At 61.7% G+C, this 14958-nt stretch carries 14 protein-coding genes and 1 tRNA gene; 10 read left to right on the top strand and 5 right to left on the bottom strand.

What is annotated here, in order from left to right:
* Positions 1-166 precede the first annotated feature (166 nt).
* On the top strand, positions 167-1180 hold the full coding sequence (locus tag HRH33_RS01875) for a GGDEF domain-containing protein (RefSeq protein WP_034111275.1): 1014 nt from the start codon (positions 167-169) through the stop codon (positions 1178-1180).
* Here HRH33_RS01875 and HRH33_RS01870 read toward each other — a convergent pair.
* The 4 genes from HRH33_RS01870 to HRH33_RS01855 all read right to left on the bottom strand — a co-directional run bounded on the left by HRH33_RS01870 (position 1177) and on the right by HRH33_RS01855 (position 6452).
* On the bottom strand, positions 1177-2394 hold the full coding sequence (locus HRH33_RS01870; RefSeq protein WP_167418124.1) for an HDOD domain-containing protein: 1218 nt from the start codon (positions 2392-2394) through the stop codon (positions 1177-1179). The genes HRH33_RS01875 and HRH33_RS01870 overlap by 4 nt on opposite strands.
* 107 nt (positions 2395-2501) lie before the next feature.
* Positions 2502-3779, bottom strand: a complete 1278-nt coding sequence (gene gabT / locus HRH33_RS01865) for a 4-aminobutyrate--2-oxoglutarate transaminase (protein WP_034095305.1) — start codon at positions 3777-3779, stop codon at positions 2502-2504.
* A 182-nt stretch (positions 3780-3961) separates the two neighbouring features.
* On the bottom strand, positions 3962-5404 hold the full coding sequence (gene gabD, locus HRH33_RS01860; protein ID WP_034095304.1) for an NADP-dependent succinate-semialdehyde dehydrogenase: 1443 nt from the start codon (positions 5402-5404) through the stop codon (positions 3962-3964).
* Between the two features lie 223 nt (positions 5405-5627).
* Entirely contained in the window at positions 5628-6452 is an 825-nt protein-coding gene (locus HRH33_RS01855) for an AraC family transcriptional regulator (protein ID WP_167418123.1), read from the bottom strand.
* 133 nt (positions 6453-6585) lie between these two features.
* Here HRH33_RS01855 and HRH33_RS01850 point away from each other — a divergent pair, with 133 nt between their 5' ends.
* From HRH33_RS01850 to HRH33_RS01815, 8 genes are all read left to right on the top strand, one after another.
* Positions 6586-6774, top strand: coding sequence for a DUF1656 domain-containing protein (locus HRH33_RS01850; protein WP_034136459.1), 189 nt, complete (start codon positions 6586-6588; stop codon positions 6772-6774).
* 12 nt (positions 6775-6786) lie between these two features.
* A complete protein-coding gene (locus HRH33_RS01845; protein WP_167418122.1) occupies positions 6787-7695 on the top strand; it encodes an efflux RND transporter periplasmic adaptor subunit in 909 nt (302 codons plus the stop codon).
* Entirely contained in the window at positions 7695-9674 is a 1980-nt protein-coding gene (locus HRH33_RS01840) for an FUSC family protein (protein ID WP_167418121.1), read from the top strand. Before HRH33_RS01845 ends, HRH33_RS01840 begins: the two co-directional genes overlap by 1 nt.
* A 61-nt stretch (positions 9675-9735) precedes the next feature.
* Entirely contained in the window at positions 9736-9921 is a 186-nt protein-coding gene (locus HRH33_RS01835; RefSeq protein ID WP_123480141.1) for a hypothetical protein, read from the top strand.
* 144 nt (positions 9922-10065) lie between these two features.
* A tRNA-Arg gene (locus HRH33_RS01830) sits at positions 10066-10142 on the top strand.
* A 254-nt stretch (positions 10143-10396) separates the two neighbouring features.
* Positions 10397-11173 (top strand): helix-turn-helix domain-containing protein, encoded by a 777-nt coding sequence (locus tag HRH33_RS01825; RefSeq protein ID WP_167418120.1) that lies wholly within the window; start codon positions 10397-10399, stop codon positions 11171-11173.
* 103 nt (positions 11174-11276) lie between these two features.
* Positions 11277-12182, top strand: a complete 906-nt coding sequence (yddG, locus tag HRH33_RS01820) for an aromatic amino acid exporter YddG (protein WP_167418119.1) — start codon at positions 11277-11279, stop codon at positions 12180-12182.
* A gap of 167 nt (positions 12183-12349) precedes the next feature.
* A complete protein-coding gene (locus tag HRH33_RS01815; protein WP_034136423.1) occupies positions 12350-12745 on the top strand; it encodes a hypothetical protein in 396 nt (131 codons plus the stop codon).
* Between the two features lie 108 nt (positions 12746-12853).
* On the opposite strand, the gene HRH33_RS01810 is transcribed toward HRH33_RS01815, so the two are convergent.
* Positions 12854-13918 carry a 2,3-butanediol dehydrogenase gene (locus HRH33_RS01810; protein ID WP_232925220.1) on the bottom strand — a complete coding sequence of 355 codons (1065 nt, stop codon included), beginning with the start codon at positions 13916-13918 and terminating at the stop codon, positions 12854-12856.
* Between the two features lie 376 nt (positions 13919-14294).
* Between HRH33_RS01810 and HRH33_RS01805 the strand changes: the two genes are divergently transcribed.
* A complete protein-coding gene (locus tag HRH33_RS01805; protein WP_173603350.1) occupies positions 14295-14930 on the top strand; it encodes a LysE family translocator in 636 nt (211 codons plus the stop codon).
* Positions 14931-14958 lie beyond the last annotated feature (28 nt).

Here is a 14958-nt window from a genome sequence, read left to right as displayed (position 1 = left end):
CTCCCACGCGACCTGTTTTTGGCGTCATTTACCGGGCGCCGCCAATCGACACCGTTGACGGAACTTCACCGCAATTCGCCTCTCTCAAAGAACACTTCGCCATCATGGTGGCCCCTTGTTGTGACCGCTGCTTCGCCTTGCGGCGCGCCCAGAGAGAGTTGTGCCGATGGTTCAAGAAAAGCCTCATTTACCTGACCCGCCCACTGCCGAACAACCGCTTCCGGCTGCGGCTTCGACCCTGCTGGCGCTGGTGCATGCTCAGGGTGAAGTCGAGCGGCTGAGCGAACGCGAACAACTGCTCAGCTCGCTGCTGGTGAGTGTGAATGCCGTGCTCTGGGCCATGGAGTGGGAGACGCGCCGCGTGTTGTACGTCAGCCCGGCCTACGAACGCGTCTTCGGCCGCCCTGCCAGCCTGCTGTTGGCCGATCATCGCGAATGGCGCAACAGCATTCACCCCGAAGACCTCGATTACGCCGAACAAAGCCTGGCCCGCGTGCTGGAACAGGGCGCGGTGGAAAACCGCGAATACCGCATCATCACCGCCGAGGGCAAGATTCGCTGGCTGAGCGACAAGTGCTACATCAACCAGCAGGTCGAGCCTGGCGAGCCGGTGATCGTGGTAGGCATAGCCGAGGACATCACCGAAAAGAAGCAACTGGAGCTGGAGTTGCACCGCCTGGCCACCACCGACGTGCTGACCCAGAGCAGCAATCGCCGGCACTTCTTCGAGTGCGCCAACCAAGCCTTCGACACCGCCAGCGTACAGGGTGCGCCGCTGGCCTTTCTGTTGCTGGACATCGACGACTTCAAGGACATCAACGACACCTATGGCCACCTGGAAGGTGACCAAGTACTGCGGCGTATCGCCGAAAGTGGCCGAGGGGTGCTGCGCCGTGGCGACCTGTTCGGGCGTATTGGCGGCGAGGAGTTTGCCGCCGTGCTACCTGGCTGCGCGCCGGAGATGGCGCTGCAGGTGGCCGAACGTCTGGGTAAAGAGATTCAAGCGCTGAACTTCAGCTACGAAGGCCAGGCATTTGGCGTGACCGTCAGCCAGGGCCTGGCCAACCTCAGCGAAGAAGACTCAACCCTGGACAACCTGTTCGCCCGTGCCGATGCCGCCATGTACGAAGCCAAACGCCAGGGCAAGAACCGCATCATCGTCGCCACCGTCGACTTTTAGCCCACCGGCCTTTTGCGAATCCGCGTCAACTCCGACAAGCCGATCTTGAGCAAACGTGCCGTCTTGCCGTCGGCCAACGCTTCCAAGCCTTCGTGCTCAGTCAACCGCGCCATTTGCGCGGCCAGGTTCACCGCCAGCGCATCACGGGCATACACCCCGCCCTCCAGTGAATAGCTCGCCGCAATCAGCTGACGCAGTTCCAGCGGCAAGCGCCAGCGCGCGCGCAGCGAGGAGCCGAAGGCGGCGCCAAAAGTGTCGAGGGACTCGCCAATCGCTTTGTCGTCCAGCTCCCCACCGCCCCGGCGCCAGTCTTCCAGGCTGCGCAACAGCGCCAGGTCCCCCAACTGATGCAGGATGCCGGCGCTGTAGCAGCGCTCGCGATCCAGCTCAAGCAAGTGCGCAAGCAGCAGCGCGTAATCCGCCGTGTCTTGGGACAACTGCCAATAGCGCTCGGCGTACGCCGCCAGCACCGGATCGCCGAGTACTACGTTGTGCTTGAGCGCCAGGCCCAGGATCAGGTTCATGCTTTGCCCCGGCGCCAGTGTGTGCAACGCCGCGTGGAGGGTCTGCACCGGTGCGCCGTGATGGCCGGCGCTGTTGGCGGCGGCGATAAGCACGGCGGTGATTTGCGGGTCTGTGCGCACCTGTTCTTCCAGGCGTTTGAGGTCCAGGCCGTCGGGGCCGAGGCTGTGCTGCACGGCCGCTTGCACATCGACCCGCAGCGGTGCGCCATCGGACGCTTCGCGACGCTGCTCCAGAAACCCCGGCAACGTCATGCCCGGCGTCAGCGCCGGTACTTCGCAATACACACTTTCGCCTTCGTTAAGCAGCAAGTCCTGCAGACGCTGGGTCAGCGCCTGCATGTTCAGCGGTTTGGTCAGGTATGCCGTGGGTGCCAGGGGCAAGGCTTCGCGCACGCTGGCACTGTCATTGCGACTGCTCAGCAAAATAAATGGCAGAGGCGGCGTACGGCGCTGCTGACGCACCGCGCGCAGCAGATTCAAGCCGTCGATGACCGGCAACTCCCAGTCGGCCAGGATCAGATCGTAGGGCTTGTCGCGCAGCAGGGTAGCCGCCTGCTGCCCGTCGGCGCACACATCAAGCCGGGCGTCACAACGCACCGCCAGCAGCACCTGCTTGAGCAGGTCTTGCGACCAAGGGTCCGCCTCGGCAATCAACACACGGGGTACAGCCGGTAAATCAACCGCAGTCATCCGTCACGCTCCATCGGCAATGCCTGAACCATAGTCAACGCGGCCTGCGCCGTACAATCTGCGGGCACAAAAAAACCGCCGAAGCGGTTTTTTGTCAACGGTCGTTATCAGAGTTCAGAGAAGCACTCTTCCATGATCGCCAATCCTTTGTCCAACTGCTCGTCCGGCGAGGTCAGCGGCACCAGTACGCGCAAGACGTTACCGTAAGTGCCGCAAGACAGCAGGATCAGACCCTTTTCACGGGCCTTGGCCACTACCGCTGCCACGGCGGCAGCGTTCGGCTTGTGGCTGTCGCCGTCTTCGAACAACTCCACCGCGATCATCGCGCCCAAGGCACGTACTTCGCCGATCACCGGGTACTTGGCCTGGATAGCTTTAAGGCCAGTCACCAGGCGCTCGCCGACGGCTTTGCAGCGGTCCAGCAGGTGCTCTTCTTCAAACACTTCCATTACCGCCAGTGCCGCGGCGCAGGCGATCGGGCTACCGGCGTAGGTGCCGCCCAGGCCGCCTGGGGCGATGGCGTCCATGTACTCGGCCTTGCCGCACACACCGGCCAGCGGGAAGCCGCCAGCGATGGACTTGGCGAAGGTGGTCAGGTCGGCGGCGACGCCCATCTGTTCCATGGCGAAGAAGGTACCGGTACGGCCAGCACCGGTTTGCACTTCGTCGGCGATCAACAAGATGCCGTGCTTGTCGCACAGTTCGCGCAGACGCTTCATAAAGGCTTTTGGCGCGACGTAGAAACCGCCCTCGCCCTGCACCGGCTCGATGATGATCGCGGCGATGTCGCGCGGTTCGGCATCGTTCTTGAAGATGCGTTCGATGCTGGCGATCGAATCGTCGATGCTCACGCCATGCAGTTCGTTCGGGTACAGCGCGCGGAAGATACCGCCGGGCATCAGGCCCATGCCGGCCGAGTAAGGCACGACTTTACCGGTCAGGCCCAGGGTCATCATGGTGCGGCCGTGGTAAGCGCCGGTGAAGGCGATCACACCGGCACGGCCAGTGGCGGCGCGGGCGATTTTCACGGCGTTTTCAACGGCTTCGGAACCGGTGGTGACCAGCAGGGTTTTCTTGGCGAAATCACCAGGGACCTTGGCGTTGATTTTTTCGCACAGCTCCACGTAAGGCTCGTAGGCCAGGACCTGGAAGCAGGTGTGGGTCAGCTTGTTGAGCTGTTCGGTCACGGCGGCGATGATTTTTGGGTGCACGTGGCCGGTGTTCAGCACGGCGATGCCGCCAGCGAAGTCGATGAACTCGCGACCTTCAACGTCGGTCACGGTGGCGTTCTTCGCCGATTCGGCGAAGATCGGGTGGATCTGGCCAACACCGCGCGGTACAGCGGCTTCGCGGCGTTTCATCAGGGATGCGTTGGTCTTGCTCATAAAGTCCTCATTCGCCACTCATCGGGTGGCGTGGTCCAAGGAATACGTGGCGGGGAGGCAACTACGGCAGCATGCGATGATCGACTGCCACAGCTTTCCCGGCCACTACGAATAACGATATGAAACACGCAAAGGGTCAGCGCTCTCGTGCCCTCTGCGTTTACTGCAATCTCTTACGGGGCTTAGATGCCCAGGCAGAGGTATTTGATTTCCAGGTAATCCTCGATCCCGTACTTGGACCCTTCACGGCCCAGGCCCGAGGCCTTGATGCCGCCGAACGGCGCCACTTCGTTGGAGATCAACCCGGTGTTGACGCCGACCATGCCGTATTCCAGGGCTTCGGCCACGCGGAACACACGGCCCAGGTCGCGAGCATAGAAGTAGGAAGCCAGGCCGAATTCGGTGTCGTTGGACATGGCGATCACTTCGGCTTCGTCTTTGAAGCGGAACAGCGGCGCCAGCGGGCCGAAGGTTTCTTCCTTGGCCACGGCAGCGTCTTTAGGCACATCGACCAGGATCGTCGGCTCGAAGAAGTTGCCTTCAATCACCTTACCGCCGCTGAGCAGCTTGGCGCCCTTCTTCACCGCATCGGCGATGTGCTCCTGCACCTTGGCCACGGCTTTTTCGTCGATCAGCGGGCCAGTGGTGGTGCCTTCTTCCAGACCGTTGCCGATCTTGAGCTTGGCCACCGCCACCTTGAGTTTTTCCGCGAACGCGTCGTATACCGAATCCTGGATGTAGAGGCGGTTGGCGCAGACGCAGGTCTGGCCGTTGTTGCGGTACTTGGAGATGATCGCGCCTTCGACGGCCTTATCCAGGTCGGCGTCGTCGAACACGATAAACGGCGCGTTGCCGCCCAGTTCCAGGGACACTTTCTTGATGTCCTTGGCGCATTCGGCCATCAACTGGCGACCGATTTCGGTCGAGCCGGTGAAGGACAATTTACGCACGATCGGGTTGCTGGTCAGTTCGCCGCCGATGTCGCCGGCGCTGCCGGTGACCACGCTCAACACGCCTTTCGGGATACCGGCACGGTGCGCCAGTTCCACCAGGGCCAGGGCCGAGAATGGGGTTTGCGAGGCCGGTTTGATGACCATGGTGCAACCGGCGGCCAGGGCCGGGCCGGCTTTGCGGGTGATCATCGCGGCCGGGAAGTTCCACGGGGTGATCGCAGCGGTCACGCCGATCGGCTGCTTGATCACGATCAGGCGCTTGTCGGGCTGGTGGCCGGGGATCACGTCACCGTAGATGCGTTTGGCTTCTTCGGCGAACCACTCGATAAAGGACGCGGCGTAGACGATTTCGCCCTTGGCTTCGGCCAGCGGCTTGCCTTGTTCGAGGGTCATCAGGCGACCGAGGTCTTCCTGGTTTTCGATCAGCAGTTCGAACCAACGACGCAGCTTGTTGGCGCGCTCCTTGGCGGTCAGTGCGCGCCAGGCTGGCAGCGCCTTGTCGGCGGCTTCGATGGCGCGGCGGGTTTCTGCGGCGCCCATCTTTGGCACGGTGCCGAGAATCTCACCGGTGGCCGGGTTGTTGACCTTGATGGTCTGGCCGTTGTCCGCATCGACCCAAGCGCCATCGATAAAGGCTTGCTGGCGGAACAACTGGGCATCTTTAAGCTGCATGTCGGGTTTCCTTAACAGCACCGCGCGCACGCGGAGCGAATTAGAGTTGTTGAAAGGCGCCTTGTGGGCTGCCGTCAGGGAAATCAGCCCCTGCGCGCGAGTGAAGCGAAAAAAGCGCACGGGAGACAGAGCGTTTGAAATCTCAAACGAATCCTAGGATCAATGGGGGTGCAGGGCAATAGGATGTTCGAAAAAAAGAACGAAAACGGCGAATTCGCTGACGTTATCTGACCAGCGTAGGCGCTGCCGAAGTCTTGGCCATGCCAGTACTGCGCACGTACCGCGCCGGCGACGCGCCCAGGGTCTTTCGGAACATGCTGATAAAAGAGCTCACCGACTCATAACCCAGCACTTCGGCAGTGCGTTGGACGGTCTCTCCTTCCGCCAGGCTCTGCAATGCCACGATCAACTGCCATTGCCGGCGCCACTGGCCAAAGGTCAGGCCGGTTTCGCTTTTGACCAGCCGAGCCAGGGAGCGCTCGCTCATGGCCACCTGCCTCGCCCAATCGGCAATGGTCGAGCGGTTGGAAGGGTCCTGCGCCAGGGCCTTGGCGATGGTGCGCAAGGGGGAAGCGGCAGGAAGGGGCAGGTACAACTGCTCGCAGCGTGCCATTTCCAGCTGTTCGAGCAATACGCTGGTCAACCGAGCCGTGGGAGAGTCCGCCGGGTACGCCTGGTCCTGCGCGCTGAGATGAAAGATCAGTTCGAGAATCACCGGTGACAACGCCAATGTGCAGCATTGATCGGGCAGCGCCGCCGCCTCAGGTTCAACCAGCAGAAAGCACACTTGCCCATTCGCCGTGACCCGGTTGCTGTGGGACACACCGGCCGGAATCCACACACCGAACCCCGGTGGCACCATCCACACCCCATTCTCCACCGTACAAACGATACCGCCGCGGCAGGCCACGACCAGTTGGCCTTTGCGGTGCTCATGCACCGGAAACTCCCTGACGTGCTGCTGCGTGGTCAGCATCAGCGCCACGGCGGGCTGACCAAGGTCGTCCAGGTCGAATTGCTCCAGTGGCGGGTGCTGAACGTCCTGCATTGGCATCTCTCACATTGACCGGATTTGATTATTAATTGGCAGTGTAGTCGATATCGGCACCTCCGGTTGTTGCGTAGCATTCTCATCTAGTAGCGCTCGCTCCCTGCGAGCCCATCGATTTACGGTGATGAAGATGCTGAGTGAACTGTCGATTGCGAACCTCTACATCCCTCCGTTGTTGGCCTATCTGATCGCCTCGGCCCTCGCTTACCAGGCGTTGAAACATTTAGTCGACGGCCCCTTGGAGTGGGCATGGCATCCCAGCCTGTCGCGCTTTTTTGTGCTGCTGATCATTTTGGCCACGCTGTTTCTGACGGTTTGAGTGAGGCCGCCTATGTCTGTCGTCAAATGCCTGAAAGCCTCCGCGACCCTGGCCTTGGGCCTTGTCGCCGTCGCCCTGTGCATGCAGCTGTGGCGTGCCTATGTGTTGGCGCCCTGGACCCGCGATGGGCGGGTCAGCGCTCAAGTTATTCGCATAGCCCCAGAGGTGTCCGGCCAGGTCGAACACCTGGCGGTGGCTGATAATCAATGGGTGTCCAAAGGCGATCTGCTCTACCGCATCGACCAGCGCGACTATTTGCTGGCCCAGCGCCAACGGGCGGCAGAGCTGGCCGAAGCGCAAAGTGTGTTTGAGCAACGCAACGAACAATTCAAACGTCGCACTCGCCTCGGGGACGCCATTGCCCGCGAGGAAATCGACAACGCCGCTCGCGCCCTGAACGTCGCCAAAGCTCGCCTCGATGCCGCGCAGGGCCAATTGGCCAGAGCGCGGCTGGACCTGGAGCGCACGACCCTGCGTTCCCCCGTAGACGGCTATGTCACTCAACTGCGCTTACAGCCAGGCGATTACGCCGCCCACGGCGATACCAATCTGTTCGTGGTCGATGGCCATAGCTTTTGGGTCACTGGCTATTTCGAAGAGACCAAGCTCTCCAACATCCGCGAAGGCGCGCCCGCAGCCATCAAATTGATGGGCTTCTCGCCACTGCTCAAGGGACACGTCGCCAGCATCGGACGCGGGATCGCCGATGGCAATGAACTGCGCAACGACAGCGGGTTACCTCAAGTCAGCCCGACGTTCAGCTGGATACGACTGGCCCAGCGCGTGCCTGTACGCATCGAACTGGATAAAGTTCCGGCCGGGGTCGAACTGGCGGCGGGGATGACGGCGAGCGTTGAGATCGTCGATGCGCAGTCGCCGTCGCACTGGAGGTTCACCCACTGGCTGCAGGGGTTTATGTGATGGCCGAGTATGTCCGCCGCGCGCTCGCCTCACTACCTCTACCGTGGACGGCCGATACCTTCGCGTATGTGTTGCGCAGCATCATCGCCGCGACCCTTGCGCTTTGGCTGGGTTTTGAGTTGCAACTGGACTCGCCTTTTTCTGCGGCCTCCACCGTGCTCCTGCTGGTGCATCCGGTGCAAGGGGCGGTGGTCGGCAAGGGCTTCAACCGTATGGTTGGAACGCTTATCGGGGTGACTGCGGCCTTTATTCTGCTGGGCATGTTTGCCCAGCAGATGTTGCTGTTCATCTTCGGCGTCGGCCTGTGGCTCGGCTTATGTGTGGCGGCAATGACGCTGCTGCGGCATTACCAGGCAACTGCGGCGGTAGTCGCCGGCTACACCGTGTGCCTGGCGTTGGGCCCCGCCATTGTCGCCCCCGAGCAAGGCTTCGATCACATCGTGACCCGAGGCACCGCCGTGGTGGTCGGCGTGTTCAGCCTCAGCCTTATTGCCACGCTGGGCAGTCGTAAAACCATTGATCGCAAGCTGCTGAACGCGCTGGTCGACGTGTCTGCCCGCGCTGCACACCAGTTGGCTGATCGGTTCACCAACGAAGAAACACCCGAGCTGGCCGCGCGGCGCGCGCAGCTGTCGATGGACATCGGCAAAGTGGATGAGCTTCTCGGCATCGGCTGGGGTGAGTCCGTGCTTATCCGGACGCGCCTGCCCGTGATTCAAACCGGTCTCGCTCAATTGCAGTCGGCCGTTATGGATATACGCCTGGACGATCACGATGCCCCGGGGTGTTTGTTTTTTAACCGGATCAGTAAAGCGCTTCGGCACCTGGGCGAGGCGTTGGACGATCGCACCCTCGACTTCACTACGGCGGCGGATCGGGTGAAACAAGCAATGAGCGCGCTTGAGAACGAGGAAACGGTTGGCGGCCTTCGCGCAGCCTCTGCCCTCACGGCGTTAGGGGTGGAGCGCTTGCGCGAGCAGCTTGCGGATCTGCATGCCGCCCTGCACAGCTTCTCCAGCCTTGAGCGCGACACTCAAGCGCGCCAAACGGTGAAGGGGTTTCATCGCAACTATCAGGACGCCGCTCGCAACGGTCTGCGTGCCTTGGGTGCCACCCTGGTCGCCGGTGCCGTGTGGTACCTGAGCGGCTGGAATCAAGGCCCCACCCTGCTGGCGGTGCTGGGGCCCTGCTGCACGCTATCGGCTGCGGCGCCCGACCCGGTTCAAGGCATCATCGGTTTTATCAAAGGGACCTTTTACGCCACGCTGGCCGCACTGGTGTGCAAATTTTTACTGATGCCGGCGATCAATGGCTTTCCACTGCTTGTAGTGATGCTGGCGGTGTTCTGGTCATTCGGCATTCACGCCACCACCCGACCTCGTCAAGCCCTCATCGGGATCGCCTACCTGATTGCGTTCAACACGCTGGTCAGCACCGGCGCGACCGCTCATTACGACTTCGCCGACTTCGTCAACCAAGCGCTCGCCTGGTTTGTCGCGATGGGCATCTGTCTTCTGGCGTTCAACATTGTTCCCAAAAAGCCCCAGCACACCGTGCAGGCACTCAAGCGCTCGCTGCTACACGCAACGCGCCGGCTTCTGCATCGAGCAGACACGCTCAATCATCGCCGGTGGCAAGCGCAACAGCAGCACCGCATCGTCGCCTTGAAAAGCCTGTTGGGCGCCCACCGTCAGGGGGATTACGAGGCTGGCTATCTATCGCTCCAACTCAGCCGCGAACTCGCACGACTCCAACGCCACACACGTCGCCTGCCCCCCGGCTCGCCGATTGCCCGCTGCGCAGCCACGGCCAATAGAAGGCTGACCCGGTCGACTCACCACACCGCCATAGGAGCCGCACAAGCACGCAGAGCAGCCAAGTCCATGCAGCGGCTGGGCGCCGAGCAGTGGGCGGCGCGTTACCGAAACCTGGCCTGGCTACTGGAGCGATACGAAAACGCAACGACGGCCATCACCTGAAGGTCGGCCGCTTTCGCGGTATTGCCGACTGCTTATCCCCACTCACGAAGGTACTTGCAGAATGAACACGTTAATCAAGTGGATCGCGCTCGCTTCAATCATCACCCTGCCAGTGTTTGCCCACGCCGAGGGCGGCGCTGACGCCTTGACGCGTTGGCATGAGCAGAACAGAACGACCCAGCAAAAAGCCCCCAAACAACCCCACGGCCACCCGCCGCATCAGTCCACGGCTGCGCCAGAGTCCTGAACCCAGCCCCCATGGACCGGGCGGCGACATCAAGCGGGCAAACCCTCAGCGACACCGCAGACGTAAGACCCTGCCCTGATTTGCCCCTTCACCGCCCTGCAACTGGACGCCCCCCGGCCAGATGAGTATCATGGCGCCCGCATTGCATCCGTAGCTCAGCTGGATAGAGTACTGCCCTCCGAAGGCAGGGGTCGTGGGTTCGAATCCCGCCGGGTGCACCATATAGCTGTTTAGACCTGTCTCAGACAGTCTACGGAACACCTCAAGAAGCCCGCCTAGTGCGGGCTTTCTTGTTCCTAACGGTTTACCACTGCCCTTCCCCCCGCAAGTCCCCCCGTCGCACCGTTGAATCACACGCCTTAACGTCCTCATAAACACAACCCCAAGCCCAGCAAAATCCCTCCCCCCACATACAGTCTGGCATCCAACCAGAGCACTGACATACGATACCCCCCTCACCCCCGGAGACTCACGGATGAGCACCACCACCCCCCAATCGCTCTCCCTCTCATTACGCTCCTACTCTGGTCAGGTCGAGCTTCACCAGCACGACTTCCATCAAATCGTGCTTCCTCAATCCGGGTCGATGGAGATTGAGGTCGACGGGCGAGGTGGCAAGGTCGATGCGAGTCAGGGGGTGGTGATTTCTGCTGGGGCTCGGCATACGTTCCTGGCCAATACCCATAACCGTTTCCTGGTGCTGGACGTCTCGACCGAGCGTGGCGAGGTGCAGAAGGGTACGGTTGCGTCATTTGACCCACTCAACGACAAGCGCTTTTTTGCGGTCAGGCCCGATATACGGCATTTGCTCGATTACGCCAGTTGCAACGGGCCACAGTTGGTCGGGTCGCTCGCGATGGCCGAGTCCTGGAGTCGGTTGTTGTTGTGTTCGTTATTGCAGCCCGAGGTTGCGCGGAGCGATCCCGGTCAGTTCATTCTCGCTCGTGCGTTGGCCTACATCGAGAAGCACTTGGGCAGCGCCCTGACGGTGCATGATATTGCGCGTTATGCGGGCACCAGTGAGCGGCGCTTGTATGTGCTATTCGCGCAGCACCTGAACACCACGCCGTTCTCGCATATCGCGAACTTGCGCCTGAATCTGGCCATTGATCTGCTGCGCCAAACGTCTTTGTCGATCATTGATATTGCGCATCGCGCCGGGTACGCCGACCAAAGTGCGTTAACCCATGCCCTGAAGAAAGCCCGCCATCTGACGCCGGCCGTGGTGCGTAAACAAGGGCGCGTTCCCTGAAAAAACAGCAGTCCCGAACAATTCTTTGGCGGGCCTGATCAATACTCCCTCTCTCGACCTTTCTATTGTTCCCGCTTGAGGATTATCCGCAGACGGGGCTTGCATGAGCACTTCCAACCCATCCATCACCCTTGCCAAGGGCGCAACCAGTGCGACGCTGATCGGGGTGATTGCCGTGTTTTTGTGGGCGTGCCTGGCGCTTTTGACCACCTTGACCGCCGGCATCCCGGCCTTTCAGTTACTGGCTTTGAGCTTCGCGGTCGCGTTTGTGGCCAGCCTATGCGTGCTGGGGATGCGTGGCGCAGCAGGGTTCAGCAGTTGGCGTCAGCCCTGGCCTGTGTGGGCCACGGGTTTTGCCGGGATCTTTGTCTATCACGCGTTGTATTTCTTTGCGTTGAAGGCCGCGCCTGCGGCTGAAGCCAGCCTGATTGCCTACCTGTGGCCACTGCTGATCGTGCTGCTGTCGAGCTTTGCCACCGGCGAGTCGCTGCGCAAGCGCCAGCTGCTGGGCGCCCTGCTCGGCCTGGCGGGGACGGCCTTCATCATGCAGCTGCGGGCCCGGAGTGACAGTGCGTCGATGCCGGTGGTCGGTTACGCCGCAGCCTTTGCGTGTGCCTGGGTCTGGGCGATGTATTCGGTGTTCAACCGGCGGTTCAGCCATGTTCCGAGCAGCATCATCGGGGGGATCTGCGGGCTGGTGGCAGTGGCCGGCGGGCTCTGCCACCTGGCTTTGGAAACCACGGTGCGGCCTGGGCCGGGCCAGTGGGCCGCAATCATTGCCCTGGGGCTGGGCCCAGTGGGCCTGGCTTTTTTTGCCTGGGACCACGCGACCAAGCACGGAAACCTATCGATGCTGGGCGCCCTGTCTTATCTCGCGCCGCTGTTCTCCACGCTCCTGCTGATTGCCGTGGGGCAAAGCGATGCCAAGCCGATCCTGATGATTCCCGCGGTGTTGATCATTACGGGGGCGGTCATCGCCACTTCACGCTCACGCACGACCTCAGGGTGATCTCGACGGGTAAGGAGACAGGGAAATGAACTTGATAGCTTCGCAGGGAACCATGAGGATCAAGAGCGACGGGCCGAGCTTTTCAGTCGCGCCCACGCGGCCCTTACTCAGTCATCTGGGAAAGCCATCGTTGCTGAACAGCCGAACCGGCATCCGCCGTCGCGCCCATGGCGAGGCACCAGCACGGCATTCAGGTTACCGGCGGGTTCATGCTGGGGTTCGTCAATCCCCCCGGCGGACCTGGGCAAAAGCCTTTTGTAGAGAGCCTGGAGCTGATCGACCGCACCATCGACTACGCGGTCAACCTCATGGGCGCCGGCATGGCTTACGCCAACCCGTTTATCGTCACGCCGATTCCCGGGACGTCGATGTGGGAATACCAGCAGCAGTATGTAGTGCGTCACTACGACAACGGTTGGTCCCATGAAAAAGCCACGATGGCGACCGATCAATGGAGCGCGGAGGACATCGAGAAAGCACGCATGGAGTTGCTGGTTCGGGCCAACGGCGCTGATCGTGTCCGGGAGATGGTGCGTCGCGGTACTTGGCCTGTGGATGCGTGATTGAAGGCCGCCGTCTGCGAAGACTTTTAGCGTCATACCGACAATCTTGCCCCCACTCCCCTCCTCAGTCTGGCTTGGGGAGTCAGGAGTGGGGGCACAGCCCACGCTTCAGACCCGAGCAGGCGACACAATGATCTTCACATTGTGTTCCTTGTTTTTAACCAGTTCCTCGAAACCCGCCCCCACGATCTGTTCCAGCTGAATGCGCCCCGTCACCAGCGGCGTGATGTCCAGCCGCCCATCGGCGATGAACGCGATCACGTCGGCGAATTCGCCGTTATAGGCCAGCGCGCCGAGTACCTGTTTCTCGGTGGCCACCAGTTCGAAGAAGTTGAATTCGCTGGGTTCTTCGAAGATGCCCACCAGCACGCATTTGCCGGCTTTGCGGATCAGGTCGATGGCGAGTTTGGCGGTGTGTTTGTTGCCGATGCATTCGAAGCTGACATCCGCGCCGAGCCCGCCGGTGAGGCGGCGTACTTCGGCCAGGGCGTCGCATTGGTTGGGATCGAGTACGTGGGTCGCGCCCACTTCCTTGGCTTTGGCCTTGCGGGCTCCGGACATTTCCAGGGCGATCACTTGGGCCGCGCCCGCCGCCTTGGCGCACATGATGGTGCACAGGCCGATGGTGCCGGCGCCGACCACCACGACGTTTTGCCCCAGCAGGCTACCGGCCTTTTTCACGGCGTGCATGCCCACCGCGAGGGGCTCGATCAGTGCACCGGCTTCGGCGGGAAAGTTGGCGGGCAGCTTGTACAGCAGGTTGGCGGGTACGTTGACGAGTTCGGCGAAGGCGCCGTTGTTCATCAGCCCAGTGAAAGCCAGGTTTTCACAGATGTTGTACAGGCCGTGGGTGCAGTAGTAGCAGGTGCCGCAATGTTGGCAGGCATCGGCCGCCACCGGTTCGCCGACGCTGAAGCCTTGCACGCCGGCGCCGAGTTCGACGATTTCGCCACAGAACTCGTGACCGAGGATGCACTGGCCCTTGATGCCGGTCAGTGGGTGCGGCGCATCGACCGGGATAAACACCGGCCCGGCCACGTACTCATGCAGATCGGAGCCGCAAATGCCGCACCATTGCACGCGGATCTGCACCCAGCCGGCGGGCGGCGCATCGGGCAGGGGAACGTCTTCGACGCGGATATCGTGACGGCCGTGCCAGACAGCGGCACGCATGCTGCGTTGCGGATTGATCGTTAGGGTCATGGCAAGGCTCCTTGAAACGGCAGTGAGTGACAAACCCCGCGGGGGGTTGCGAGGGCCAGAGCAAGGCCGGTGCCAGCTGCGCGAAAATCCTCGCACAGGCGTTTTTTAGAGCGATCCGTGGCACAACCCGCGCTGGCCGCAATCACCGTCGAATGAGACGCCCTGAATCAGACCTCTGAGAAAGCGCTGAGCGATTGAGACGCTCCGTCTCAGCGCTGCGTGCCTGTATGACGTTTTGTCGGGCCATCTGTATCTAACGCGCCGCCTTCGGCCGCCCTACCATCGTGCGCATCCCGCCACCCGCGACCACGCGCCCACGGCTGGCATTACCTACAGGAGTTACCCCATGCCCGAACTGTCGAGCCTGCTGGCGTTTGGTCTGATTTGCCTCGGGATGGTGCTGACGCCCGGCCCGAACATGATCTATCTGATCTCCCGCTCGATCTGCCAAGGGCGGGTCGCGGGCTTGATTTCCCTGGGCGGCGTGGCGTTGGGCTTTATGGTTTATATGCTCTGCGCGGCGCTGGGTATTACCGCTCTGCTGATGGCGGTGCCCTTTGCGTATGACGCGCTCAAGCTCGGCGGCGCGTTGTATTTGCTGTACCTGGCCTGGCAAGCGGTGAAGCCCGGTGGGCGTTCGGCGTTCCAGTTGCGCGATCTGCCTCAGGACGGACCGCGCAGGTTGTTTATGATGGGCTTTGTCACCAACCTGTTGAACCCGAAAGTCGCGGTGATATACCTGTCGTTGCTGCCCCAATTCATCGTGCCCGATGGCCACGGCAGTGTGCTGGCGCAGTCCCTCGTGCGGGGTTTTACCCAGATCATGATCAGTGTGAGCGTTAACGCGTTGATCGCCCTGTCGGCGGGCTCCATCGCCTCGTTTCTGGCGGCCAAACCACTATGGCAGTTGGTACAGCGCTGGTTGATGGGGACGGTGCTGGCAGGGCTGGCCGTGCGCATGGCGCTGGAAGGGCGGCGCTGAGGGCGCAGCGTAAAAAAGCCCCAGGTTG

The organism is Pseudomonas rhodesiae (assembly GCF_013285305.1).
GTDB lineage: Bacteria > Pseudomonadota > Gammaproteobacteria > Pseudomonadales > Pseudomonadaceae > Aquipseudomonas > Aquipseudomonas rhodesiae.
Note: the sequence above shows the minus strand (reverse complement) of the source record. Positions and strands in the feature narration are given on the sequence as shown.

Excerpts from the sequence above, each read along its gene's own strand:
- HRH33_RS01875 (WP_034111275.1), top strand. The coding sequence starts at position 167 with ATGGTTCAAGAAAAGCCTCATTTACCTGACCCGCCCACTGCCGAACAA.
- HRH33_RS01870 (WP_167418124.1), bottom strand. The coding sequence starts at position 2,394 with ATGACTGCGGTTGATTTACCGGCTGTACCCCGTGTGTTGATTGCCGAG.
- gabT (WP_034095305.1), bottom strand. The coding sequence starts at position 3,779 with ATGAGCAAGACCAACGCATCCCTGATGAAACGCCGCGAAGCCGCTGTA.
- gabD (WP_034095304.1), bottom strand. The coding sequence starts at position 5,404 with ATGCAGCTTAAAGATGCCCAGTTGTTCCGCCAGCAAGCCTTTATCGAT.
- HRH33_RS01855 (WP_167418123.1), bottom strand. The coding sequence starts at position 6,452 with ATGCAGGACGTTCAGCACCCGCCACTGGAGCAATTCGACCTGGACGAC.
- HRH33_RS01850 (WP_034136459.1), top strand. The coding sequence starts at position 6,586 with ATGCTGAGTGAACTGTCGATTGCGAACCTCTACATCCCTCCGTTGTTG.
- HRH33_RS01845 (WP_167418122.1), top strand. The coding sequence starts at position 6,787 with ATGTCTGTCGTCAAATGCCTGAAAGCCTCCGCGACCCTGGCCTTGGGC.
- HRH33_RS01840 (WP_167418121.1), top strand. The coding sequence starts at position 7,695 with ATGGCCGAGTATGTCCGCCGCGCGCTCGCCTCACTACCTCTACCGTGG.
- HRH33_RS01835 (WP_123480141.1), top strand. The coding sequence starts at position 9,736 with ATGAACACGTTAATCAAGTGGATCGCGCTCGCTTCAATCATCACCCTG.
- HRH33_RS01825 (WP_167418120.1), top strand. The coding sequence starts at position 10,397 with ATGAGCACCACCACCCCCCAATCGCTCTCCCTCTCATTACGCTCCTAC.
- yddG (WP_167418119.1), top strand. The coding sequence starts at position 11,277 with ATGAGCACTTCCAACCCATCCATCACCCTTGCCAAGGGCGCAACCAGT.
- HRH33_RS01815 (WP_034136423.1), top strand. The coding sequence starts at position 12,350 with ATGGCGAGGCACCAGCACGGCATTCAGGTTACCGGCGGGTTCATGCTG.
- HRH33_RS01810 (WP_232925220.1), bottom strand. The coding sequence starts at position 13,918 with ATGCGTGCCGCTGTCTGGCACGGCCGTCACGATATCCGCGTCGAAGAC.
- HRH33_RS01805 (WP_173603350.1), top strand. The coding sequence starts at position 14,295 with ATGCCCGAACTGTCGAGCCTGCTGGCGTTTGGTCTGATTTGCCTCGGG.